This is a genomic window from Paenibacillus sp. Lou8.1 (assembly GCF_024213565.1).
GTDB classification, from domain to species: Bacteria; Bacillota; Bacilli; order Paenibacillales; family Paenibacillaceae; genus Paenibacillus; species Paenibacillus polymyxa_B.
The window spans coordinates 51,100-76,159 of record NZ_JANAVN010000002.1; the positions used below are offsets into that span (position 1 = coordinate 51,100).

Below are 25,060 nucleotides of genomic sequence, written 5' to 3' on the forward strand. Positions count from 1 at the left end.
AATCTGAATCATGAATTACTAGATTTCACATTAAAAGTAGCGAATTTCCTTGTGTTTCGCATTACAAAAATTGACATTTTATATGAAAATAAGTAATATAATTAGAAACATTTATACTGTAAAAGAGCCTTTCTCATCCCCCTCTTTTTAAATTCCTGATCCTACCTAATTTAAGGAGTGAAAATGCTATGTGCGCACGAACGCTAAAAGCGAATACAAGGAATGTAATCGGTAACTATTGCAAATGGATCACAGTTGGTATCATTTTAACTTTCACGGGATGCCCGCTTGCATCCGCCACTCCTTCACCCTCATCCTCTAGTAAAACTAGTGAACCCGCCTCTTCCCTAGTTACATTTCAATTGCAAGAGGCTACGATTGCTCAAATGCAGGAAGCGATGAAGTCAGGGGCACTGTCAAGTGTCGAGCTCACTGCTCTGTACCTTAACCGGGTATATGCCTATGATTCTAGTGGCATTCGACTGAATTCCATCCCTATTCTGAACCCCGACGTACTAAAAGAAGCTGCTCAAGCTGATCAACTAAGGGCACAAGGTATTAAGACTGGTCCTCTGCAAGGCATCCCCTACACGGTTAAAGACAGCTACAAGGTTAAGGGACTCACTGTCGCTTCTGGATCTCCGGCTTTCAAAAACCTGATGGCAAAGGACGATGCCTTTACAGTAGAAAAGATACGCAAATCCGGTGGGGTGCTCATTGGTAAAACCAATATGCCGCCAATGGCAGCAGGGGGAATGCAAAGAGGCGTTTATGGCCGTGCTGAAAGTCCGTACAACCCAGATTATTTGGCTGCAGCCTGGTACTCTGGCTCCTCTAACGGATCTGGCGTATCAACAGCCGCCAACCTCGCTGCCTTCGGTATGGGGGAAGAAACGGTATCCTCTGGAAGATCACCGGCATCTAACAATGGTTTAATTGCCTACACCCCATCGCGGGGCCTAATCTCCATTCGGGGGAATTGGCCGCTCTTCCCTATACGTGATGTCGTTGTCCCACATACGAGGACTGTCGAGGACATGCTCCGCTTGCTTGACGTGATCGTTGTAGAAGATAAGATCACCAAGGGCGATTTCTGGCGAGAGCAGAAAGCCGTTCGGCTCCCTTCTGTCAATAGTGTCCGTCCCAAATCCTATTTAGAGCTGCGAGACATTCAAGCTTTGAAAGGCAAACGCATTGGCGTTCCGAAAATTTATATTGGTAAGGACCATGAAACCACAACTCCGATCAAATTCAGACCTTCGATACAGGCATTATGGGAAAAAGCTGTTAAGGATTTAACTGCTCTTGGAGCTGAGGTTGTGGAAGTTGACTTCCCCTTGCAGGCGAATAGCGAGAAGGACCGGCCAACAGCGAAAACACCTGAAGATCGTGGTTTGATGCCGGCAAAGTGGGCTGAAAAGGAATTCGGGTTGCTTAATCCTTATGCAGCTGAGGAATTCCTTAAAAGTGTGGGCGATCCAAATTTCCCGTCATGGGCAAATATCGACCCTGCAACCGTCTTCCCGAATCCGCCCGGTTCGGTAGATGCCAAACGTGGCAGAGACCTTGGCCACTATGACGTATTCATTGAAACCATAAAGAAAGGCGTCACCCCATACGAACAAATTCCTCAGTTTCAGGAAGGTCTGAGGGGGCTTGAAAATGTACGAAAGATTGATTTTGAAGATTGGATGAAGCAAAACAACCTTGATTTTATTGCATTCCCGGCAAATTCGAATATCGGCAAAGCTGACTCCGATGTGAATGAAACGTCCTACGAGGAGGCTTGGGAGAATGGCAACTATTTCTCCAATACGAATTTCATTCTACGCGAGTACGGGATCCCAAGTGTGTCTGTGAGTATGGGCGCTATGAAGGATACCGGTATGCCCGTTAATCTGACGATGGCAGGTGCCGCATACAGCGATAATGACCTGCTTCGTTACGCTTATTCCTATGAGCAGGCGACCAAAAACCGTCCTATTGCAGCACGTACGCCAGCGCTTGAGGATGAAACCTTTTCCTATAACCCGCAAACCACTCTCCCACCCTTTAAACGCAAGGAAACAGGAACCCCTGTACTTAAGTTGAATGCTTCGATCACGGATGATGTTCTCGCTTTGGAAGGTTCAGTCACAGATCAAAGTGATATCGCGCAGCTTAAAGTTTATGTCAATGGCATTCGTGTCGTTATTACAGAAGATAAAGCCAATTGGTCAGCAACGCTTCCAACTACTAAATACAAACAGGATGGTGCCTCCCAAGCTGATACGCTGCATATTCTCGTGCTGGCCAAGGATATTTACGGAAATACCTCTGCTCAAGTCAAGTCTGTCACTTTACCCCAACGATAAAGGACATCATAGAACTGACTATAATTGTGGGTTCCCTGACCGTAAGATTATCATTAGTTGGTTGAAAAAGGCTTGTTCTGAAGCGAATATGCGGGTTCGACTCTGAGGGCACACTTGGGTATTTAACACCTGATACTGTCGAGGAAAAGGACTTGTACCTATTGCCGTAAAGGAAAAGAGATTTAGATTATCGGGTCAGCTATGTATAAATCATTTTGTGTCATGGATAAAAGGACGAACAGGGTAACCGCCCTTTTATCCATGACAGGATGCATTTAATACTGTCCATTATGACAGAGGCTATTACTTAGCGCATTCAGCCATTACAATATTTCGATATACCCTTCTGTTCCATGCACACGAATTCGTTGCCCATCTTTTATCAGTTTGGTAGCATTCTCCACTCCGACAACTGCGGGTAAGCCATATTCACGTGCGATAACGGCTCCATGAGTCATCAGTCCACCAACTTCGGTGACTAGGCCTTTTATGGATACAAACAATGGTGTCCAGCTGGGGTCAGTAAAGGCGGTGACTAATATATCTCCATCTTCCAGATCAGCATCTTCCATGTTTAAGATGACACGTGCTCGTCCCTCTATAACTCCGGTAGAAACAGGCAGACCTACAAGCGCTTCGGCTGGGAGATTTTCTCGATTGTACTCACCCGCAATGATTTCACCATCAGACGTGATTACACGCGGGGGAGTTAGTTTTTCATATAATTTATAGTCGTCTTTTCGTTTACGGATGATCTGATAATCCAGTTTATTTGTGCGTACGACTTCGTGAAGTTCTTCAAAAGTGAGATCGTATATATCTTCTTTCTCGTGAATAACACCAGCTTGTACGAGTTGTTCGGCTTCTTTTAGTAAAGCCTGCTTATAAACGAAGTAGCGATTAACCATGCCGTATTTGGGATATTCACGATAACCGATGAAATTCCGGATCAGGTCGATCATTCGTTTTGTTTCTTTGGCTTTTTGTTCACCATCCGGTAATTGCTTCAATCGATCTAATAACTCTTGTTCTTTTTTCAAAGCCTCCTGTCGCCCCTGCTCAAATTTCCAATTGCCAGCATTAGGCTCAAAGTTTTTGATATTACTGAGAATCATGGGGACAAGTATAATTGGTTTTTCACTCCAACGAGTTCTCGAAATATCGATTTCACCGGCACATCGCATTCCGTATTTGTTGAGATAAGCATAGATAGCGTCTTGAGTTTCCTGTCCACCATCCAACTTAACCAGTTCATCCAAAAAATTATCATCTTTTACATGTTGTAAATAATCAATTACCTCCGGATAAGGACGAATCGCATCTGCGACATCCAATAGCGCCAGACCCATTTCCGAAGTAATGTTGTTTGGTACAGATTGAGAAAGCGTATCTGCTGCGTTTTTTTCACCTAACCACTCGTACATTTTTTCATTGATCCATGACGAAGCATTCATAGCAGTCATAAAAACCTTTGAACTTTGTGGGTCAAATAAGATCTTCTTTAATTCTTGGAGATCTTCCAGAATAAAATCAAATAAATCTGCTCCTGATTTCGTTTGGATGTTTTGTTTTAATTTTTCTATCGATGTTTGACTGTTCTTAATCAAATCAGAAACGATTGCCGGATCGTTTTCGATTTGTGCTTGAAAACCTGCAGACGACCTACCTTTACTGCTATTACCGGGACTCCGTTCTGTTCTATCATCTGGTAACGATTTTATAAAATCTCGCTCTATTAGGGTCATAAATGCGTCTTTTATGAGCGGATCAGATTGTCCCAGGGTATTTATGAAAGTTTCTCTGCTGACAGGTGAAGCCAGCATTTGTGTAACATCAACAAACAACCTTCCACCGGCTATACGCATGGGTGCAGGAGTTATTAACAGGTAAAAAGACAATCCCAATGGTTTTATCGGGTCAGTCATCATTTGTTGATGACCGACAGATACATAAACGTGATTTTCTTGATCATTCGCTTCAGGGATCGGGTATAAAGTCGTGATTGGACGACTCTGGACTATATAAAAAGTATCATGGGCCAAACACCATTCGATATCTTGTGGGCAACCCAAATGAGCCTCGATATGTCTTCCGATACGTGCCAGTTGCAAAATTTGTTGTTCAGTAAGGGTTTGAGTCTTTTGCTGATCAGGCTCGATCTGCTTTGTCTCTGTTCCGCCTTCTTTTCGTCCATAAATGGCCAATTTTTTGGTTGCTATCCTCTTATCGACGATTGCCTCTTCCTGTACTTTATAACAATCGGCAGAGACCAAGCCAGAGACCAATGCTTCTCCAAGTCCAAAACTAGCATCGATTGATAGCAGCTTCCGGTTGGATGTAATCGGATCAGCGGTAAATAAAATTCCTGAAGCCTGCGGGAAAACCATCCTTTGAACAATAACGGATAAATAAACTTGACTGTGGTCAAATCCATTTTGCATACGATAGATAACCGCGCGATCCGTAAATAGGGAAGCCCAACATTTGCTGATATGCTGCAAGATTGCTTCTTTGCCGATGATATTTAAATAGGTGTCTTGTTGACCAGCAAAAGAGGCATGTGGCAAATCTTCAGCAGTCGCACTGGAACGCACTGCGTAAGCATGTTCTTCTCCAAACCGGGAGAGATAGTGAGTAACTGCTTCCACAACATCGGCAGGAACTTCTACTTCCATAATGATTTGTCGAATCTGCCTGCTGATTTCACCAATTTGAGCACGATCTTCTGCTTTTAGCCTTGTTAGTCGATCCAACAATGCATAATACGTTTCTTTTTGTTCGATGGCTTTTTGATACCCCACTGTTGTAACACAAAATCCTTCTGGTACATGTATTCCTTCAATTTTTGATAATTCCCCTAAATTCAACCCTTTTCCGCCAACGAGCAAAAACTGCGTTTTTTCCATTTCCTGAAAACCGAGAACCAAAGAACTCATTCAATATCTCTCCTAACTATTAAATTGAGAAAAAAACATTTGACAAGAGTTTAGCGGCATGGTAAAGTTAAAGTGTAAGATGTTATATTTATGCCTACTTAAATTAAGAAGTCGCAATCTGATTATATCATCGTGTCTGTTTTATATGCAATATAAAAGAACCTGATAAAACTATCCAGGTTCTTTTTTGATTTTCCACTATCATTAGTCAAATCAAAAACCGTGGCTCGGGCTGAACTCAGTTACTGCATAGTTCCATATCGGTTCTATGCAGCCTAAAGAAATCCTGAAGTGGCGTCCGGTTCTTATTGAGCTAACCTGCCCGTTAGTTCAGCGAACGAAGCACGTATAGTGAACCTCTTATATTTTTTCCGGGCTGCTCTTCTTTGCACTTGGAAAATGGGAAAACATATAAGTTTCTATAATACACTTCATCTCACATGTTAATAATTAGCCCGAGTCAACTAGCTTTGCAAAAGCCGGTACAGCAGCGCCTCTCCCTTATTCTCGAACGTTCGCTGGTTCTCCAGAAATTCAGGTACCTTCGACAGCCGAGAGGGTCTGTACCCGGGGCCGCCGCAGCCGCAGGAGTGGTAAGCGTATCCTTGTTGATATAGTAGCTCTACCTTTTTCCACTGCTTGATATCCGTTTGCTTGGGGGCCTGAAAATCATGACCCATGTCATGCATGGATGCCTGGCATTGCGGACAGACATGGACAATCCGTTCATATTCATCCTTCGGCATTTCAAACCTTGATGTCTGCTTATATACCTTCCTGCAGGTAAAGCATGCAAATATATCTTTATATGGGCCGTACATTGCATATCTGCACATATCGTTCCCCCCTTATAATCTAGAATCGGTCGGCATTTTTCACTTACATCATGGAAATATTTCAGTATTTTTTAAATTGTAAATAATTTTTCTTTTGATGCAGCAGTTGAGGAAGTTCCCCGGTGAGCGGTTGCGTAAAACAATATACCCGACTACTCTTTCATTCTATACGAATCAAGCCTTAAGAACTTTTACTCCCCAAACTATTTATAATGCTCCCTCGCTCAAATAAATTAAATTGAATTTGGGTAAACAGCCGGAACATTATACATCTCCATGTACAATTGATTTTTTATGAATTTAAATTGCGAGTCTGTCAAAAGATCGGGATAGCTCATGATACATAGAGTGTATTCAAGGAGGATTTCACCTATCATGTATACAAGGACGAAAACTCCTATGATGATTCCTCCAGTTTGACCCCGCCTGAGGGTATATAACAATACTCACGAGCAAAAACGGAATGACACAGCCAGCACGTTTCCGCCCATAAATTTTGCTGCAGTCTCGCATTTCTTACCCTCTCTTTCACCGACATATCCAACTTGTGGAACAGCCCCATGAATTCCTCACTTCTTTAATATTCATAGATGTTAATTTGAGCTAGCTGCCTTATTTCTTGATATAATCAGCGAACTTCCGAAGAAAATCGAGCGAATGGATATCCTCTCTGAGATGATGATGAACCAGATCATCCATTTTAGTTGTTTCCTTATTCAGCATGGATTCAAGCATAGCTTGGTGCTCATGCCAGATGCCTATCAGCTTCCCTGTTTCCAGCATATGCAGCTTGCGATATCTGATATAGTGAACATTCGACTGCTGAATGAGCTGCCAAAGAAACCCTCGCCCCACCAATTGGAACATGGTTTGGTGGAACTGATCATCCAAACTGAGAAATTGATCCGTAGCATGATCTTCTTCAATCACAGCTCTCTGTCTGTCCAGAATATCGCTCAGCTTCTGTACATCGCTTAATGCAATTTGCGAAGAAAGCTCCTTCATAATCTCCTTTTCCAATGCGCTTCTTAAGTAAATGATTTGTTCAACGGACTCCAGATCAATATAGGACACAATGTTCCCCTTTTTGGGATAAATATCAATGTAGGACTCAAGCGCAAGCCACTTCAATACATCGCGTAGCGGAGTTCTGGACAGCTGAAAGCGTTCTGACAAAATCGTCTCGCTGAGAAGAGTACCCGGCTTTAAGGTCAGTGACAAAATATCTTTTTTCAACAGTTGCATGATTTCTTCTTTTGTAAACATATCATTCCTACCTTCACTTTATAAATCTAGTAGACTTATTATAAAGCATTTTGAGGTGACGGACTCCTCTGAGATTATCATTGACAAGAACAAACCCTATAATTTATGATCAACTCAATCTTGTATACAAGACAGATGAAATATAATCAGGGAGGTATCGTTATGAATATGACCTGGAGATGGTATGGGGAAGGCAACGACAATATTACACTGGATCATATCCGGCAAATTCCGGGAGTTATGGGCATTGTATGGTCTTTACATGATAAGGTAGCCGGTGAAGTATGGGAAATGGAGCGAATTCAGGAGGTAGCTGATCAGATTTCGAGCAAGGGCTTTAGTACGGCGGTCGTAGAAAGTGTAAATGTCCACGATGATATCAAAATCGGCCTACCATCCCGCGAACAATATATTGACATTTATATCGACACCATTCGAAAATTAGCCAAAGTGGGAGTTAAGGTGATTTGCTATAACTTTATGCCTGTCTTTGACTGGACCAGAACAGAGCTGTACAAGGAACTGCCTGACGGGTCCAATGCCCTCTTTTATGAAAAGGCTGCCATTACCGATGATCCCCGCCAAATGGTAAATCGGATTCTCAAGGGAGCTGGGAAATTCACCATGCCTGGCTGGGAACCGGAACGGTTGGCGAGACTGGATGAACTTTTTGCTGCTTATGCGGATGTCACAGAAGACAAGTTGTTTGACAACCTGAAGTATTTTCTTGAGCGCATCATCCCGGTCTGCGAAGAGGTTGACATCAAGATGGCCATTCATCCTGATGATCCGGCATGGCCCATCTTCGGATTGCCGAGAATTGTCCGTAGTCGTGAGACCATCCAGCGCATCCTAGATGCAGTGAACAGCCCATATAATGGTCTGACCTTCTGCACCGGGTCACTGGGGAGCAATCCTGAGAATGATTTGCCAACCATGATTCGAGAGTTTCATGATCGTATTCATTTTGCGCATATTCGTAATGTCAAGGTGTTTGAGAATGGCGACTTTATTGAAGTGTCACACCGCGGGAAGGACGGAAGCGTCGATGTACCGGAAGTAGTTAGAGCTTATCACGAGAACGGCTATCAGGGATATGTACGCCCGGATCACGGCAGACATCTATGGGGGGAAGAAAAGAATTGTCGACCTGGCTACGGTTTGTATGACCGTGCACTGGGGGTTATGTACTTACTTGGTGTCTGGGATAGTCTCTCTCAAGGCAAAGGAGTGAAATAAATGCTCCAACTTGACCGGAAAGGCCTTTCAGACAAAGCAGCCTGGCGAGCAGCAGGCATTGAACTGCCGAAATATGATCTGGAGCTTGTAGCCAATAACACCCGAGTTAGACCGCAATGGGTGCATTTCGGCGCAGGCAATATTTTTCGTGGGTTGATAGCCAATGCGCAGCAACAACTGCTGAATAACTTGAAAGCGGATACAGGTATTATTGCGGCCGAAGCCTTTGATTTTGAAATGATCGACAAAGCCTATAAGCCTTACGACAATCTAACCTTACTGGTGTTGATGAGTGCAGACGGAAGATTTCACAAGAGCGTGGTCGCAAGCATTGTTGAGGGACTCGCAGCAGAGCAAAATCGTCCAGACGACTACCTCCGTCTGATTGAAATATTTGAGAATCCGTCCCTGCAGATGGCCAGCTTTACTGTCACGGAAAAAGGATACGCCCTGACCGGGCCCGACGGCAAGTATCTGACTGTTGTGCAGAGGGATTTGACGAATGGTCCTGAACAGCCGATGCATGTGATGAGCATGGCTACTTCGCTTGCCTATCGGCGTTATCTGAGGGGGCGGCATCCAATGAGCTTTGTGAGCATGGATAATTGCTCCCATAACGGCGATTTGTTAAAGAATAGTATGATTGCCATCGCCAAGGAGTGGGCTCGCAGAGGCCTGGTAGAGGAAGGATTTGCAGACTATCTGCAAAACGAGGAGAAAATAACCTTCCCCCTAACCATGATTGACAAAATCACCCCCCGCCCTTCCTTGCAAGTACAGTCTGCTCTTCGGAAGCTGGGGTTAGCTGACATGGAGATGATCGTTACCTCCAGGCATACGTATACGGCTCCCTTTGTCAATGCTGAGGTTAGCGAGTATTTGGTCATTGAAGACAAGTTTACGAACGGGAGACCTGCACTGGAGGAAGCTGGCATCATCTTCACGAATCGGGATACGGTGGACAAAGTGGAGAAGATGAAAGTCACTACCTGTCTTAATCCGCTGCATACAGCGCTGGCCCTCGCTGGGTGTCTGCTTGGGTATGAGCTCATTGCAGATGAAATGAAGGATCAGGCATTGCGTCGTCTGGTGGAAACCATCGGCTACAAGGAAGGCTTACCTGTTGTAATTGATCCCGGAATTATCGAACCGAAACCATTTATTGACGAAGTATTGCAGGAACGCTTCGCCAATCCCTATATTCCGGATACGCCACAGCGGATTGCAACAGATACGTCTCAAAAGATGAGCATCCGTTTTGGGGAAACCATAAAGTCTTATGCTAGCACAGCAGGGCTTGATCCTACGAACTTGACTGCTATCCCCTTGACCATTGCGATCTGGTGTCGCTATTTGCTGGGAGTGGATGATCAAGGAGAACCCTTCACACTCAGTCCGGACCCGTTACTGGATACGTTGCAGGGATATTTGCAGAATACGAAGCTGGGCGATCAGACCTCCGAGGTTCGCTGCCTCCTCGAGGATGACAAACTGTTCGGTGTCCGATTATATAAAATTGGTCTGGGCGAAAAGATTGAAGCCATGTTTTATGAAATGCTGGCAGGTCCCGGAGCAGTCCGAAGCACGATAGAGAAGTATGTGAACTAGAACTTACATTAATGCAATCCCCCCTGCCAGAAACTTTAGTCAGGGGGATTGCATTAATGAGAACCAATTCTTTAAATAATCAAATCCCGGGTTGCTTCACCCGCGAATACCGTTTTTTAACTCGCTAGAATGCACGTTTTAGAAACAAATAGTAGAATAAACATTCTAGTATCATGAAAAATGTAATATTACTTAGAAGGTCACAATCACTTTGCCTTGGGAGTGGCCCGTTGACACTTTAATCAACGCTTTGTTAATGTCATCAAACGTATAAGTTGAATCTATAGAGGGCTTGATATTTTCTTTTTCAACAAGTTTAGTGATTTCTTGTAATTGACTTCCATTGGCTTGCACAAATAAAAAGCGATATTCATTTTGATTCTTACGTGCTAAAGAATCTAAGCGAGCACCCACTAGACCAAACAATGCTTTTTTCCACATCGGAAAATGATTGTCAACCGCAAAGCGATAATTAGGTCCGGCTTTCAATGATACCAATTTCCCTTGTGGTTTTAAAATACCCAGTTCAGCTTTGATCTCTTTGGTACCCAAGGTGTCGATCACATAATCGATATCGGACAGTATGTTAGCATAATTCTCTGCCTTATAATTTATGAATTGATCAGCCCCGATCGACAGTATACGTGATCTGCCTCTTTCACTTCCACTTGTAATAACAAATAATCCCAGTGATTTGGCAATGGGGATTGCCATAGCGCCAAATCCTCCGGTTCCTCCAGGAATGAATAGCTTTTTATTCGGCTGGACATGGAGTACATCGTGCAATGCTTGATAAGCAGTCAAGGCAGTAAGGGGTACAGCAGCAGCTTCAATAAAAGATAGATTTTCAGACATGATGGATAAAGCATCTTCATTTACGGCCGCATACTCAGCAAAAGCACCGATTTTATTAAGCGGCAACCTCGTATAAACAGGGTCACCAACCTTAAAATTCAAAACATCATCACCAACAGCTTCAATAACCCCAGATAGTTCATTCCCTAAAGTTAATGGCAACTTATAGTCGGCAATCATCCGAACACTGCCATTCAGATTAAGAATGTCCAGTGGATTTACACCTGCAGCTTTTACTTTGACAAGTACCTCACGGCTATTGATCTGTGGTATGTTTACATCATTTAATTCCACATGGATTATTTTTGAATATCTCTGTACTTGTGCTGCTCTCATATTCATCCTCTTCCTTTGCTAATTTGGAGATAGCATAACCATGAACGCAATCGAGTTTTTAGGTTGACCCGCTCGCTATACCATTATTTACTAAATGCGTTTTTTTGAAAACATCAAACATCTTAGACTAAAAACGTGGCGCACAATTTTCAGTTGTACGCCATGTTTCAGCCTTTATGTTATTGTAGACCCTTTTGCGATTCAAATTCTTCCATCGTAGGATAATCCGTGTAACCTTTACTCCCCAAACCAAAGAATGTTGACGGATCTGCTTCATTTAGTTGCGCACCTTTTTGAAGTCGTTCCACTAAATCTGGATTGGCTAATGACCATACACCAACAGGCACCAAATCAGCAAGGCCACTTTCTATATCCAAGCTAAGATCTTCCAGAGCCCGTCCAGCACGATTGACTAACAATGGATTCGTCCAGATTGAGCGAATGTCTTGGAGCAGCTTTTCATTTCCAAGATGCATAACATGAAGGTAAGCTAAATCCAATTGAGCTAATTCCGTTACAAGGTAGCGATAAAGTTCAGGGCCTTGTTCACCATCCTGAATCCCACCAAGAGGTGTCCCTGGCGAAATACGGAAGCCTGTTCTATCAGCTCCAATTTCTTCGACGATGGCTTTCGTTACTTCAATCGCGAAGCGAGCACGATTTTCTATAGATCCCCCATATTCGTCTGTCCGTATATTCGAGTTTTCTCCGATAAATTGATTAATCAGATAACCATTGGCTCCATGAATTTCAACGCCATCCGCGCCTGCTTTGATAGCCGCTGCTGCTGCTTTGCGGAAATCCGCAATGGTAGTTTGTATGTCCTTTTTACTTAACTCACGAGGAACGGGGATGTCCTGCATACCTTTAGCAGTAAACATTTCTACACCGGGCGCGATTGCAGATGGCGCAACAGGTTGGCGATGATGTGGTGTATTATCAAGGTGCGACATGCGACCAGCATGCATTAACTGGATATACATATATCCACCTGCTTCGTGCACTGCATCGGTCACCTTTTTCCATCCCTCAATATGTTTATCCGTATAAATCCCAGGTGTCCATAAGTACCCTTGGCCATCATCAGAAGGTTGTGTACCCTCTGTAATAATGAGTCCCATTGATGCACGCTGAGCATAATAAAGGGAAGTTAGCTCTCCCGGTGTACCATCTTCTTGCGATCTACTACGTGTCATTGGTGCCATGGCTAAACGATGAGGTAATTCCATTGTTCCAATGTTTGTTTTACTCCACAACTTTTTCACTCGGATACTCTCCTCTTTTAATGTATTCAAGGATATATGAATTGAATTTAAAATTCTGAAATGATTGGATAGATTTGGCCTCTCAGGTTGAAATCATAGTTCTGGTCTACAATACCTACCACTTCGTTGTTATCATAAAGATCCACCATGAAGCCCGCCATTTGTTTGGCAGTGTGGTACTTAGGCATGTTTGCTTTGTAATCAAATTCTTCAGTATCTAATGATTTCTTCACGAATTCCGTTTCCGTTATAGATGGTGCTAAAACCTTTGCTTTTAGTTTTGCACCTTTCATTTCTAGTTCTTTTGCAAGGCCTTCTGTGAAGGCACTAACGTAATATTTAGATGCAGAATAAGCAACACTCCCAACAGCAATGGCATATCCGAGTGCGGATGAGACGTTAATTAACTGAGTTCCTTCTACATCAGCATAATCTCGTACATATAGTGTAGAAAGGATCGTCAAGGTTTCAATGTTAACACGTAGCATAGTTTCAACTTTATCTAAATTCTGTTCTGCTACAAAAGAAGCTTCACCGAGCCCCGCATTGTTAATCCAGGTCTCAATTTGGTATTCCTTTAAATTGTTATATAGTGTGTAGGCCTGGTCTGTAACAGACAGGTCACTTGTACGAACAATAACATTTATAGTAGGATCCATATCCAGAATTGCTGATTTGAGTTCTTCTAATTTATCCAATCTTCTAGCTACCAAGATTAAGTTTTTGCCACGTGCAGCAAACGCCAATGCCGTTTCATATCCAATCCCTGAACTTGCTCCTGTAATAACTGTATACTTCATAATATTCTCTCCTTCATAACATGCAGATTAGTGTAAATGAGTTTTAAAGATAATTTTAGAACGATCATTCTTATTAGGGTGAAAAAAGTTAGATTTAACTTGCTATTAGCATATCAATTTTAGAACGAACAGTAAATAATTTTTTTATGACCAAAATTTTAATTTTGGAGCGGTATTCCTTGACTTGTATGAGGCATAAGATACAAGTTCTTTCTTTCATTAAAGGGACAAGAAAAAACTTGTATCACGGAAACAAACAGTCCTCCATTTAGGTGACTCCTTTTGCCTGTCATGCTGTAATTCCACTTTTAATCTAAAGCGGTCAGTGTCACATCAATAATATTCTTTAATTTTTGCTGATCCGTTGTTGTCTTAACCAACGTACGTAGCCCTAACCACGCATTCATTAAATAATGAGAAATAACTACAGGATCCAAGTCAGCCTTGAACTCACCCGATTGTTGACCCTTCAGAACAAGGTTAGTCAAGAGTTCCTCAGTTCGCGAATAACTCTCATCAACTAAGGATGCAACTTCAGGATCCAACACGCCGAGTTCCACGCCTGAATTCACGAGAAAACACCCTAGAGGTTCTCCTTCATTTCTTACTGTCGCCTCAAACAACTCCCGAATTAATTCTTTGATCGGTTTTTGTTTTTCAATCAGAAACCTCATTTTGCTGGTCTGCTTCGTTTCATATCGTTCGAGAGCCTTCATAAATAAGGCATGCTTATCCCCAAAGGTATCATAGATACTTCTTCGGTGAATGCCCATAAACTCAACCAAATCTTGCATTGAAGTTTTCTCATATCCTTGTGCCCAAAACAGGTGTATTGCTTTATCTAATACTTCATTAACTTCAAATTCTTTTGATCTTGCCATCGTCATCACCTCGAATAATCATTATACAATGTAGTGAAGGATCGGCAAACTAGATTTAAAAAAAGTGAATACATTACAGGTATGAGGTCTATCTATATATTTAACCCAGGATTCTTCGTTTGTCTGCTTGTAACCAATCAGGCGTCCATCCTTTTTCCAGGGCATCCAGGGTTACTCCTGGCGGAACGATAGCATCTATCGCATCCAGGATATCAGTGCTTAATCGGATGTCGCTGCCTTTTAACGTTTCACGAAGTTGCTCAATTGTTCTTGCCCCCACTATAGCAGAAGTAACTGACGAATGAGCTTGTGTAAATGCCATGGCAAGATGTGGCAAAGTTAATCCTGCTTCATTTGCAAGGGTTTGGAGCTTAGCAACGGCTTCGAACTTGATGCGATTTTCTTCTCGATTCGGATCTACAACAGTTGAAAGCTTCCCTAGAGAACTTGCTGCTCTTGAATCTGGGGCAACAGCTTCTCCCGAGCGGTATTTTCCCGTTAGTAGACCACCCGAAAGTGGGCTCCAAACCATTACGCCCATTCCGTATTTAACGGTTGCAGCAAGCAAATCGAATTCGATGCTTCGATTCAATATGGAATACGGGGCTTGCTCGGATACAAAGCGTGCGGTATTTTTGCGTTCGCTAGTCCATTGTGCTTCGGTCACTTGCCATGCCTGAAAATTGGATGTACCAATATAGCGAATCTTCCCTTCACGAACCAGGTCCGTAAGTGCATCAAGACTCTCTTCAATGTCAGTATGGAGATCTGGCTGATGTAGTTGATACAAATCGATATAGTCCGTTTGCAACCTTCTCAAGCTTCCCTCTACTGCACGCTTAATCCAATATTTTGAGTTACCGGATTGATTAAGCCCACTGCCCATGGGCATTCCGCCTTTCGTGGCTAGAATAACTTCCTGTCTGCGTCCTTTTAGGATGTGACCCAGAATTTCTTCGGATTGACCACTTGAATAGACATCCGCTGTATCGATCAGATTAATGCCTCCAGCCAAAGCCTCATCTAACATGACTGCAGCTTCTTTCTCCGTATTGTTGCCCCAAAAACCAAAAGTACCTGTACCTAATGCAAAACTGCTTATTTTAAGGCCTGTATTTCCTAATACACGATATTCCATGTTCAATCCATCCCTTCTCCATCTGCTAATTAGAATGATCGTTCTAATATTCGTAGAAGAGTTCACGGCAAGATCTCACACCACTCCTCATAACTCTTGGCTTCTTATCCGTGTATTCCTCCTACGCCAACAATATAACATATTTAGAATGATCGGTAAAGAATGATTTTATGCCCGAAATTAAGATCCTTCCTGAAAATGAACTAAGAAGACTCCAAAGCCGCGGTCAAAACGGAGCTGAAGTCTTCTTTTCAGTAGTAATGAACATCCAAAGCGGGATGTAAAAATTACATTAGTTTACGCATCTAACGTATACAAGGGCAGGTTTTCCGGTAAAGCCGCCGGGCGCAGACATGTGCTCTGCATGGGATAGAAGGTCTGCTGATCGGAGGAATCGTGGAACGCCCACATCGCCTCCAGCACATGATAAGCCAATTCACCACTAGCGCGGTGAGGCCGTCCGCTGCGGATAGCGTAAGCCATATCGGCAACGCCGATGCCCCGTGTATTCTCCTGGTAGCCCGGCAGCAGCGGTACCTCTGTCCATTCTTGCTCGCCTAGCAGCCTGTAGCGAACTGGTCCTCCGAACTTGTTCGGGTCAGGCACCTGTAGCGTCCCCTGAGTGCCGTATACCTCGATCGGTGGCAGAGTGCTTCCACCAAAGATGTCAAAGCTGGTAATGAGCGTACCGACAGCCCCCTGCTTGAAACGCAGCAATCCGGCCACATGGGTCGGTATATCGACCGGAATGGTCTGGCCTCTCTTTTTCTCGCTCGTAATCGTTCGCTGATCCATCGCCTTGCTTGTCATGCCCGAAATGGCAGCAATCGGACCCAGCAATTGCACCAGAGCCGTCAAATAATAAGGGCCCATATCAAACATTGGACCGCCGCCGACTGCATAATAAAATTCAGGATCAGGATGCCAATGTTCATGTCCACGGATCATCATGAAAGCCGTAGCGGCTACCGGACTCCCAATGACTCCGTCTTCAATCAGCTTCAATGATGTCTGTATACCGGAACCGAAGAAGGTCTCTGGTGCGCAGCCGACAAGCAGTCCCTTTTGATGAGCAAGATCCAAGACAGCCTGCCCCTGCTCACGGGTGACGGCAAGTGGCTTCTCCACATAGACATGCTTGCCTGCCTCAAGAGCTCTGAGACATACGTCGGCGTGAACGCCCGGAATGGTCAAATTAATGATGAGTTCGATCTCCGGATCAGCCAAAATCTCATCTACCGAATATACATGCGGAACGTTGAACGCTACCGCCTGCTCCTCTGCCCGACCTTGGTCCAGATCCGCTACAGCGTACAGCTCCAGAATGTCGAAACGATGGCAATTTTCCATGTAAATTCCGCTAATTTTACCACACCCGATAATGCCTACTTTCATTTTGTTCATGCCTAGACTCCCTTCTTCTTCAGAAAAAATGGATAATGGCATTCTTTTATTACCGCTGTTGGTTGTCTGTCATGCCTGTATAAGCCTCTGCCAGAGAGCTGCCCCGGGTGGCCACCGCCTGTTTGCCTGCTGCTGCCCACAGAAACCCGCTGCGCATCATCTCGGTCACCTGAGGCATATTTATGATATCTGCGTGATGGCCCAGCGAATTGTAGAAGACGCGGCCGTTCCCCCAGCGTTTCGTCCATACAACGGGCATATCCACTGGCCCATTGGCTGAATGAGGGCCTGGTACGATCGGAAAGCGTGTGGTTGCCAGCACTTCAACTGCCGGGTCTACGTGGAGGTAATACTGCTCGCTTTTGACCTGAAAATCCTCAATATGGTCTAGAAGTGGGCTGGAGCCGCGCTTCATGTTCACCATGTACTCTACGCCGTCATTGCCGGGATGCGCAACCCATTGCCCGCCTGTCATAAACTGCCAGTCCACGTTGTTCCGGAAGGCATCACACATGCCGCCATGGCAGCCTGTGAGACCTACGCCGCTTTGAACCGCAGCTGAGACATTATTGACCAGTTCCTGCTCAATCTGTCCCATGGTCCACATTGGAACGATCAGGTCCAAGTCAAGCAGTTTCTCAGCATCCTGGTAGGCTTCCAGGGTATTAGACACTTCCACCTCGAACTGCTCTTCCTTCAAAATGCGTTCAAAAATGGCCGCCACCTGCTCCGGCTCATGTCCGTTCCATCCACCCCATACAATCAGTGCCTTGCGCATCTGTAATCCACTCACCTTTCGGAATGTATTGTTATACTACATTTCTTCAATGGATACCCAGCGGCGTTCCTCTATGGATCGTTCTACCGCTTCAAGCACAGCCTGACAAGCAACACCGTCGTGGAAATTCGGCGACGGTTGCCGTCCTTCAGAGATGGCACTCAACATCTCAAGCATCTCATGGGTGAAGGTATGTTCGAATCCAATCGTATGTCCTGCAGGCCACCAGGCTTCGGAGTACTTGTGTGCCGGATCGGTGGCGAGTACGCGGCGAAAGCCCTGAACGTCCTCCTCATCCTGTGTGAAATACACTTCCAGTTCGTTCATTCGTTCAAAGTCAAACCGTACACTGCCTAGGCTACCGTTGATCTCGAATGAATTTGTGCTCCGATGTCCGGCAGCAAAACGTGTGGCTTCGAAGCTGCCCAACGCTCCTCCGGCGAAGCGTGCCAGGAACAACGTGGCATCATCGACTGTCACTTCTCCCATCGGAGCATTTGCTTCAGCGCTCCTTTTGGAGCTCAACCCGCTCATCTCCAAAGCCAACGGGCGCTGTTTGATGAATGTCTCGCTCATGCCGATCACTTCATGGAACTCGCCGACCAAGAAGCGAGCGAGATCAATCAGATGGGCGCCAAGATCACCATGAGAGCCAGAACCGGCCACTTCTTTTTGCAGCCGCCATACCAGGGGGAAGGACGGGTCCATGATCCAGTCTTGAAGGAAGAAGGCACGGAAATGATAAATTTTGCCTAGGCGTCCGCTCTCGACTAGCTGCTTAGCCAGCTGGACAGCCGGAGAAAAACGGTAGTTGAAGCCTACCATATGTCTGATCCCTGCTTCCTCTGCTACCTGCAGCATGTCACGTGAATCCGCCAGCGAGAGCGCAAGTGGCTTCTCACAGAATAGATGCTTGCCATGGAGGGCTGCCTCAACGACAATTTCCTTATGGGCATTACTCGGGGCGTTAATGTCAATGAGGTCAATATCGTTACGTTTCACTAGATCACGCCAATCCGTAACACTTTCGGTCCAGCCGTACTGGCGGGCAGCTGCCTGAACCCCCTGCTCGTTGCGTCCACAGATAACGGACATCTCTGGCTGCAGCGGGGCATCTGGGAAGAACATAGGTAGACTACGGTAAGCGTTGCTGTGAGCCTTGCCCATAAATTTGTAGCCAACCATTCCGATACGAAGACGATTAGACATGTCGTGATCCTCCTTATGGGTCTGAGTTTCAACGAATTTTTGACGAATGGTGTTATGGACGAATGGATGACGCCCTGATAATCAGCTCTGTGGACAGGAGTTCTCTTATCGAGTCGCGCCCGGTTAGTTCCAGGGCTGGAATAAGATTCAGAGAATCGGGTATAAGCTTCGAGGCTGCAAGCTCCCCCATCTCATAAAAAGGTACGCGGACACTGCTTAGCGGCGGAACAGCCATCTCAGCCGCATCCGAATCGTCATAGCCTACAAACGCCGGAAACCGGTCTGCTGCCAGTCCGCGCTCACGGAGACCCTGCATTACCCCTAGGGCCATCCGGTCGTTCGCCGCAAATACAGCATCAATATCATTCAATTTGTCTGCGATTGTAGCTGAGGCTTCGAGCCCGCTTCGACGGCTGTAATTGCCTTCCAGAAGTAGATCGTGGTCATATTCAATACCGGCCTCCTGAAGCGCGTTACGGTAACCCTTCAATCGCTCAGTACTGTTGGAATAGATGTCCGGGCCGTTGAGAAAGGCAATCCGTTTGTATCCCTGCTCGATGAGGTGACTTACAGCCGCCCGGCTGCCTTCTACATGGTCTGCATCCACTTCACAGAACGATTGCCCTTCAAAATGGTGATTCATGACGCAGAACGGACGTCCTTCTTCCTGAAGTCTCTTTAGAGCTTCCTCCTCATCGTGGTCATCCCTGGCTCCAAGGATGATACAGGTATCGATTCTTTGCTGGCGGAAAAGACTACTGTAATCAATCCGTTCCCCCGGCTTTCGGAACAATAGAAGCAGATCGAGCCCGCTGTCTCTGGCCTTGTTTCCGATACCGCTCAGCATCTCAGAGAAAAAATAGGCTGAGAACAGGTGCGCCTTCGGGACATAAGGCATAACTACACCAAGATGGCCACTCTTACTTCGGGCAAAGTTACGAGCCAGCGCACTGGGTACATATCCAAGCTGATTAGCTGCGTCCAGAACCCTTCTCCGCGTATCCTCTTTGATAGGACCTACTGCATTCAAGACCCGAGATACCGTCGCTTCAGACACGCCGGAAAGTTCTGCTACTTCCTTGCGCGAAACGATATTACCCACCTCCAAATCATTTTATGTACGCGCGTACATTTTCTCATGCAGCCATACCTCTGTCAATCCCCAAAAAGCGTACCCCATAGATGGATAAGCTCTTTTCGTTACTCAAAGGAAAGGGTCTCGATTCCTTAAGGCTTGAGCAAGCTAATCATTCCTACTCCAATCATAAGTACTGTAATTCCCGCAAGTATGCCTATCCATTCCTTTGGACTCTTCTTTTCCTTAAATATTAAAATGCTGCCAACACAAGCAATCGCAATGCTCGCTTGAGAGATTGGAAAACTAGCCGCCATGCCGATCAGCCCGTTGGAAATAAATAATGCTAGATTCGCGATGCTCCAAACCAATCCTGTAGGTAAATTGCGAACCACCAGAGAGAATCGTAGCCGCTTTTTGCCCTTCAGGTTCATGACCATGGCTGAGCATAGCATACCGAGCGATTGCGGCAGAATGACGGATAGTCCCGATATATGAAAGAACTGATTAATAACGACATAACTACTTAACGCTAACCCCGAGCAAACCAACATTATGATAATGGGTACCGGCAAAGGCTTGGACAACCCAGCAGACTTGCCCTGATAGCTGGTTAACAGAACCCCTGCCAATATACACAGAAGAGAACCAACGCCTATCCCATATTGGTACCCTGTTATCCATTCACCCAAAATAAGTGCGGCAAATAGCGTCGTCCCTATCAACTGCAGACCACAAATCACAGGAATGGCGATCGATACGCTTACTTTTTGAAAAGCTTGAAACTGAAGCAATTGTCCAGCAGCCCAGAAAATACCAGATATAAAACTTACCACAAAATGAATCGGTGCTAATGAGGTAGGGTGAATGATATACAAGCACAGGGCAAACAGCACAGCACCAATAACGGTACCTGTCAGCTGTTCTCGGGGACTGGCTTTTGTTATATGTGCCAATATCGGCATAACTCCCCAGCCAACGGCTGGAATAAAAGCAATAATGAAATCCACGCGCGGAATTCTCCTCTCGTAAAAAGTACTCTTCCTACAATTGTTAAATAAGCTATGCAGGAAAAAAACTACAGTTTTACGATAGCAAAAAAAATCGCTTCTAAATACAAATATTTTTATAGATTAATATAGCAAAATCAAAGAAATTGTTTTCTATACGCACTGGGAGATATACTCATTACATTTCTAAAAGCTCGCGAAAAGGTCAATTGATCGGTATAGCCGACCGAATTTGATATGACCTGAATCGAATAGTCTGTATGTTGCAGCAGTTCACACGCTTTTTTAATCCTAAGGTCTATCAGATATTGTTTAGGCGTTTCACCAGTCTCAAGTTTGAAAACGGAGGTCAGATAATTCTGATGTAGACCGAGGTACTCCGCTACTTCACTAATCTGGATGCCGCTGATGTAGTTTTTCTCAATAAAGTTTATCGCTTGAACCGAATAAGGAAGCTGCTCCTTTACCGACATCGTTTCTCCCAAGTCGTGCACAAGTTTGGCGAGAATATGGAATAAATACCCCTGTATAGCCAACGATGAAGAAAGTGTGTTATCTCCGATCCGCAACATCTCAAGAATCGTGGAATGAAAGAACGTAATATCTTCAATATCGATTACATAAGGGTTCTGGTTTGGAAGTGATATGTTCTGCAGGTAGATGTCGGATTTAATGCCCATAAAGCCGACCCAACAGTACTCCCAAGGCTCGGCTTCATCCGCCTGGTAATAAGCTACCCTATTGGCTGGAATTAAAAAAGCCTGTCCTTCTCCTATATCGTAATTTTTGTTGTCAATCACCAACCTACCTCGTCCTTTTAGCACAAAATGAACCAGATTAAAATCGCGGGCGATGGGTCCAAAATCCTGATTGGATAAGCAGAGCTCTGTGCCACAGTTATATAAAATCAAATCTGATATATTTTTATGCTCTGAACTGGTATACGTATCAACATATTGAATCATATTCTCGCCCATTGGCATCCTTCCCACTTTCCCAAATAAAGAACCTACGCTTGTTAATTTATCAGTATAGCATAAGTTAAGGATGACAAATATCCAGAAAAGGTTTATCTCTAAACTATAGTTTTTTGTAAGGTTCTTTGTTTTTCCTATATTCGACTTAAAAAAAGTCATGTATTTTCTATCACTCCCTTTGTTATGCTGATTCAATAATAGCGGTTTCAAGTGGTTTGACATATTTGGAAAGGGGCTATGTACATGGCTAGTCTACAAGTTAACCAAAAGGAACGGACATTTCACTTAACGAACAAATACTGCAGTTATCTTTTCCGTGTCATGGAGAACGGGCAATTGGAGCATTTATATTACGGCAAAAAAGTAGAGTACCTGGGTCAATATGACCGTTTTATCGAGCGAAGCTACCGTCCTGTGTCTGTCGGTGAGTTTGATAGTGACTTGGTGACATCGTTGGAAAGTATTAAGCAGGAATTTCCTTCTGCGGGAAGTGGAGACTTTCGAGAGCCGGCAATTGAGATCATACAGGAGGACGGATCTCATATAATGGAGTTCACTTATGATCGTTACGAGGTAATCGCTGGGAAGCCTAAAATCCCCCATCTTCCAGCTACGTTTTGTAAAGAAGCACATGAAGCAGAGACACTCCTCATCACGCTGACCGATTCTCTTACAGGAGCGGTGGCCGTGCTTGCTTACACCATCTTCAGTGAACTGCCCGTGATCACGAGATCCGTATCCGTAACAAATTCCGGGAATAATCCCCTGAGAGTCAACCGTCTAATGAGCCTGAGTCTTGATCTCCCTGACTCCGAATATGAAATTATTCATTTATCAGGGGCTTGGGGTAGGGAACGTCATGTGGAGCGTACACCATTGAGACCTGGGCTACAGTCGATTGGGAGCACACGAGGAATTAGTAGTCATGTTCACAACCCATTTCTGGCGCTTGCCAAACCTGGATCACAGGAACACCAAGGAGAAGTGTATGCGGTTAATCTCGTTTACAGCGGGAACTTTCTTGCTCAGGCGGAAGTGGACAGCTATTCAACTACCCGATTGATGATCGGCATTCATCCTGACAAATTCTGCTGGACCCTGAAGCCAGGAGAATGTTTTTATTCGCCTGAAGCAGTTCTGGTCTATTCTCAGAACGGTTTAAATGGCATGAGCCAAGCATACCATAGCCTGTACAATAAACACTTAATTCGCAGCAGTTGGACCGAGCGGGAACGACCTGTATTGATCAATAACTGGGAGGGGACCTATTTTGATTTTACTGAGCAGAAAATAGTTGATATGGCAAAAAAAGCAGGTGAACTGGGGATTGAACTCTTTGTCTTGGATGACGGATGGTTCGGTCGAAGAAACAATGATACCTCTTCCCTAGGTGACTGGTTTGAAAATCCTGAAAAGCTACCGAACGGGATCTCGAATTTGGCAAAGAAGATCAATGCGCTCGGGATGAAATTTGGTCTTTGGTTCGAGCCGGAAATGGTTAACTCCGACTCTCATATTATGAGGGAGCATCCAGACTGGGTTGTGGGAACACCCGGCCGTCAACGCAAGCATGGACGCCATCAATATGTTCTTGATTATTCCCAACCGCCTGTTGTGGATTACCTGTTTAAGTTAATGGATGACGTGCTCTCTTCTGCTCGGATCGAATACGTAAAATGGGATATGAATCGCTGTATTTCAGAAGCCTATTCGTTATCTCTGGGCAAGGAAAGACAGGGCGAATTTTTTCACCGCTATGTCTTGGGTGTATATGCTTTATATGAGAAACTGATTACCGAACACCCTGAGATTTTGTTTGAGTCCTGTGCTTCCGGTGGAGGACGGTTTGATCCAGGGATGCTTTATTATGCTCCGCAAACATGGACAAGCGACGATAGTGAGGCTATAGAACGTCTGAAGATTCAGTATGGTACATCCATGGCCTATCCGCTTAGCAGCATGGGTGCTCATGTGTCAACCATCCCGAACCACCAGGTAGGCAGAACTGCACCGCTGCAAACCAGATCCAATGTCGCCTACTTTGGTATATTCGGTTATGAACTTGACCCATTGGCTTTGTCCGAAGAAGAGTGCAATGTAATTAAAAAACAAATACAAGTGTATAAACGTCACCGACGATTAATTACACAGGGAACCTTTTACCGTCTGCTAAGTCCCTTTGAAAAAAATGAGACTGCCTGGATGGTCATTGATGCAGAATGTGAGCATGCTCTCGTCGGTTGGTACCAGGTGCTCTCGCGTCCGAATCAAGCTTATTTACGACTAAAGCTAGCCGGGCTGAACGAAATGGCAGTATATTTTGTGGAAGAGCTGGGCCAACGTTTTACCGGCAGCGAGTTAATGAACATTGGACTTATACTCACCCCGCCTCATAAGGCGGGACAGGATTTTAATATTGCGGAGAAATACGATTTCTCATCTCAATTATTTACTTTAACAAAAGAGATTTCCTCATGATTGGATTATGACTTGAAGAATTAGATCAAAGACCCGTTCTTTTCTCCAGTGCAGGGACCTTATGGCGTCGAATTGGCTCAGATTGCAGTCGAAGGAAGCAGCACCTATCGAATCCGAGAAGCTATTGACTATATTGTCCGGAATTGGGACCAGTCTTTTCGGATCGAAGATCTTGCAGACACCGCCAGCATGAGTGTTTCTTCGTTCCATCGGCATTTTAAAGAGGTAACCGCCATGAGCCCAATTCAGTTCCAAAAACAGCTGAGACTCCAGGAAGCCCGCCGTCTCTTATTAGCTGAATCGGCGGACGCCGCAGACGTCGCTTTCAGGGTCGGATACGAGAGTTCCTCCCAATTCAGCCGCGAATACTCCCGAATGTTTGGTGCTCCTCCAAGAGCGGACATTAAGCGATTGAAAGAAAAATACGACCAGGTCATGAATGACTGAGTATCTGGACCGATCGGTGAAGAAGAAAAAGGACGGCCTTGGGTCGTCCCTTTTTCGGTATGCTTCGTTTAACTTCGCAGCGAGTTTCCTATTAAATCTGGAACGCCGACGAATTCCCCAACATTATTTAGGCTGTCTTCGGTCTTCAAGCCCAATTCGGCAGCAGCG

General features: G+C 44.7%; 18 protein-coding genes and 1 pseudogene. 5 read left to right on the forward strand and 14 right to left on the reverse strand.

The window, feature by feature from the left end:
* The first annotated feature begins 188 nt into the window (after positions 1 to 188).
* Positions 189 to 2,354, forward strand: a complete 2,166-nt coding sequence (locus NLX78_RS03035) for an amidase (protein WP_254349571.1) — start codon at positions 189 to 191, stop codon at positions 2,352 to 2,354.
* A 323-nt stretch (positions 2,355 to 2,677) separates the two neighbouring features.
* Here the strand turns inward: NLX78_RS03035 and ppsA are convergent, their stop codons facing one another.
* The 3 genes from ppsA to NLX78_RS03050 form a co-directional block, all read right to left on the reverse strand.
* Positions 2,678 to 5,290 carry a phosphoenolpyruvate synthase gene (gene ppsA, locus NLX78_RS03040; RefSeq protein ID WP_254349572.1) on the reverse strand — a complete coding sequence of 871 codons (2,613 nt, stop codon included), beginning with the start codon at positions 5,288 to 5,290 and terminating at the stop codon, positions 2,678 to 2,680.
* A gap of 464 nt (positions 5,291 to 5,754) precedes the next feature.
* On the reverse strand, positions 5,755 to 6,126 hold the full coding sequence (locus NLX78_RS03045) for a hypothetical protein (protein ID WP_165176824.1): 372 nt from the start codon (positions 6,124 to 6,126) through the stop codon (positions 5,755 to 5,757).
* 612 nt (positions 6,127 to 6,738) lie between these two features.
* Positions 6,739 to 7,392, reverse strand: a complete 654-nt coding sequence (locus NLX78_RS03050; protein ID WP_061828339.1) for a GntR family transcriptional regulator — start codon at positions 7,390 to 7,392, stop codon at positions 6,739 to 6,741.
* Positions 7,393 to 7,554: 162 nt separating this feature from the next.
* On the opposite strand from NLX78_RS03050, the gene uxuA reads away from it, so the two are divergent.
* Positions 7,555 to 8,631: a mannonate dehydratase gene (uxuA, locus tag NLX78_RS03055; protein ID WP_254349573.1), complete on the forward strand. Its 1,077-nt coding sequence runs from the start codon at positions 7,555 to 7,557 to the stop codon at positions 8,629 to 8,631.
* A complete protein-coding gene (locus NLX78_RS03060; protein ID WP_254349574.1) occupies positions 8,632 to 10,239 on the forward strand; it encodes a mannitol dehydrogenase family protein in 1,608 nt (535 codons plus the stop codon).
* A gap of 192 nt (positions 10,240 to 10,431) precedes the next feature.
* Here NLX78_RS03060 and NLX78_RS03065 read toward each other — a convergent pair whose 3' ends face one another.
* The 11 genes from NLX78_RS03065 to NLX78_RS03115 form a co-directional block, all read right to left on the reverse strand.
* Positions 10,432 to 11,430, reverse strand: a complete 999-nt coding sequence (locus tag NLX78_RS03065) for an NADP-dependent oxidoreductase (protein WP_254349575.1) — start codon at positions 11,428 to 11,430, stop codon at positions 10,432 to 10,434.
* A 179-nt stretch (positions 11,431 to 11,609) separates the two neighbouring features.
* Positions 11,610 to 12,695: an alkene reductase gene (locus NLX78_RS03070; RefSeq protein WP_254349576.1), complete on the reverse strand. Its 1,086-nt coding sequence runs from the start codon at positions 12,693 to 12,695 to the stop codon at positions 11,610 to 11,612.
* Between the two features lie 47 nt (positions 12,696 to 12,742).
* Complete coding sequence (locus tag NLX78_RS03075) at positions 12,743 to 13,495, reverse strand: SDR family NAD(P)-dependent oxidoreductase (protein ID WP_250261280.1); 753 nt, start codon at positions 13,493 to 13,495, stop codon at positions 12,743 to 12,745.
* A 308-nt stretch (positions 13,496 to 13,803) separates the two neighbouring features.
* A complete protein-coding gene (locus NLX78_RS03080) occupies positions 13,804 to 14,376 on the reverse strand; it encodes a TetR/AcrR family transcriptional regulator (protein WP_061828333.1) in 573 nt (190 codons plus the stop codon).
* A 100-nt stretch (positions 14,377 to 14,476) separates the two neighbouring features.
* Positions 14,477 to 15,514: an aldo/keto reductase gene (locus tag NLX78_RS03085; protein WP_250261279.1), complete on the reverse strand. Its 1,038-nt coding sequence runs from the start codon at positions 15,512 to 15,514 to the stop codon at positions 14,477 to 14,479.
* A 297-nt stretch (positions 15,515 to 15,811) separates the two neighbouring features.
* The gene (locus NLX78_RS03090) at positions 15,812 to 16,918 is read right to left on the reverse strand and encodes a Gfo/Idh/MocA family protein (RefSeq protein ID WP_254349577.1); all 1,107 of its coding nucleotides are present in this window, start codon (positions 16,916 to 16,918) and stop codon (positions 15,812 to 15,814) included.
* Between the two features lie 49 nt (positions 16,919 to 16,967).
* Complete coding sequence (locus NLX78_RS03095) at positions 16,968 to 17,696, reverse strand: ThuA domain-containing protein (protein ID WP_254349753.1); 729 nt, start codon at positions 17,694 to 17,696, stop codon at positions 16,968 to 16,970.
* A 36-nt stretch (positions 17,697 to 17,732) separates the two neighbouring features.
* Positions 17,733 to 18,905, reverse strand: a complete 1,173-nt coding sequence (locus NLX78_RS03100; protein ID WP_254349578.1) for a Gfo/Idh/MocA family protein — start codon at positions 18,903 to 18,905, stop codon at positions 17,733 to 17,735.
* Positions 18,906 to 18,957: 52 nt separating this feature from the next.
* Positions 18,958 to 20,013, reverse strand: coding sequence for a LacI family DNA-binding transcriptional regulator (locus tag NLX78_RS03105; protein ID WP_250268437.1), 1,056 nt, complete (start codon positions 20,011 to 20,013; stop codon positions 18,958 to 18,960).
* A 119-nt stretch (positions 20,014 to 20,132) separates the two neighbouring features.
* Complete coding sequence (locus NLX78_RS03110; protein ID WP_254349579.1) at positions 20,133 to 20,990, reverse strand: GRP family sugar transporter; 858 nt, start codon at positions 20,988 to 20,990, stop codon at positions 20,133 to 20,135.
* 137 nt (positions 20,991 to 21,127) lie between these two features.
* The gene (locus NLX78_RS03115) at positions 21,128 to 21,967 is read right to left on the reverse strand and encodes an AraC family transcriptional regulator (protein ID WP_254349580.1); all 840 of its coding nucleotides are present in this window, start codon (positions 21,965 to 21,967) and stop codon (positions 21,128 to 21,130) included.
* A gap of 243 nt (positions 21,968 to 22,210) precedes the next feature.
* Here NLX78_RS03115 and NLX78_RS03120 point away from each other — a divergent pair, with 243 nt between their 5' ends.
* Both NLX78_RS03120 and NLX78_RS03125 read left to right on the forward strand, forming a co-directional pair.
* Positions 22,211 to 24,445 (forward strand): alpha-galactosidase, encoded by a 2,235-nt coding sequence (locus NLX78_RS03120; RefSeq protein ID WP_254349581.1) that lies wholly within the window; start codon positions 22,211 to 22,213, stop codon positions 24,443 to 24,445.
* 48 nt (positions 24,446 to 24,493) lie between these two features.
* Positions 24,494 to 24,892, forward strand: a pseudogene (locus tag NLX78_RS03125) (helix-turn-helix domain-containing protein); the annotation flags it as partial.
* Positions 24,893 to 25,060: the final 168 nt, after the last annotated feature.

Excerpts from the sequence above, each read along its gene's own strand:
- NLX78_RS03065 (WP_254349575.1), bottom strand. The coding sequence starts at position 11,430 with ATGAGAGCAGCACAAGTACAGAGATATTCAAAAATAATCCATGTGGAA.
- NLX78_RS03045 (WP_165176824.1), bottom strand. The coding sequence starts at position 6,126 with ATGTGCAGATATGCAATGTACGGCCCATATAAAGATATATTTGCATGC.
- NLX78_RS03085 (WP_250261279.1), bottom strand. The coding sequence starts at position 15,514 with ATGGAATATCGTGTATTAGGAAATACAGGCCTTAAAATAAGCAGTTTT.
- NLX78_RS03060 (WP_254349574.1), top strand. The coding sequence starts at position 8,632 with ATGCTCCAACTTGACCGGAAAGGCCTTTCAGACAAAGCAGCCTGGCGA.
- NLX78_RS03035 (WP_254349571.1), top strand. The coding sequence starts at position 189 with ATGTGCGCACGAACGCTAAAAGCGAATACAAGGAATGTAATCGGTAAC.
- NLX78_RS03115 (WP_254349580.1), bottom strand. The coding sequence starts at position 21,967 with ATGGGCGAGAATATGATTCAATATGTTGATACGTATACCAGTTCAGAG.
- ppsA (WP_254349572.1), bottom strand. The coding sequence starts at position 5,290 with ATGAGTTCTTTGGTTCTCGGTTTTCAGGAAATGGAAAAAACGCAGTTT.
- NLX78_RS03050 (WP_061828339.1), bottom strand. The coding sequence starts at position 7,392 with ATGTTTACAAAAGAAGAAATCATGCAACTGTTGAAAAAAGATATTTTG.
- NLX78_RS03095 (WP_254349753.1), bottom strand. The coding sequence starts at position 17,696 with ATGCGCAAGGCACTGATTGTATGGGGTGGATGGAACGGACATGAGCCG.
- NLX78_RS03075 (WP_250261280.1), bottom strand. The coding sequence starts at position 13,495 with ATGAAGTATACAGTTATTACAGGAGCAAGTTCAGGGATTGGATATGAA.
- NLX78_RS03080 (WP_061828333.1), bottom strand. The coding sequence starts at position 14,376 with ATGGCAAGATCAAAAGAATTTGAAGTTAATGAAGTATTAGATAAAGCA.
- NLX78_RS03100 (WP_254349578.1), bottom strand. The coding sequence starts at position 18,905 with ATGTCTAATCGTCTTCGTATCGGAATGGTTGGCTACAAATTTATGGGC.
- NLX78_RS03090 (WP_254349577.1), bottom strand. The coding sequence starts at position 16,918 with ATGAACAAAATGAAAGTAGGCATTATCGGGTGTGGTAAAATTAGCGGA.
- NLX78_RS03120 (WP_254349581.1), top strand. The coding sequence starts at position 22,211 with ATGGCTAGTCTACAAGTTAACCAAAAGGAACGGACATTTCACTTAACG.
- uxuA (WP_254349573.1), top strand. The coding sequence starts at position 7,555 with ATGAATATGACCTGGAGATGGTATGGGGAAGGCAACGACAATATTACA.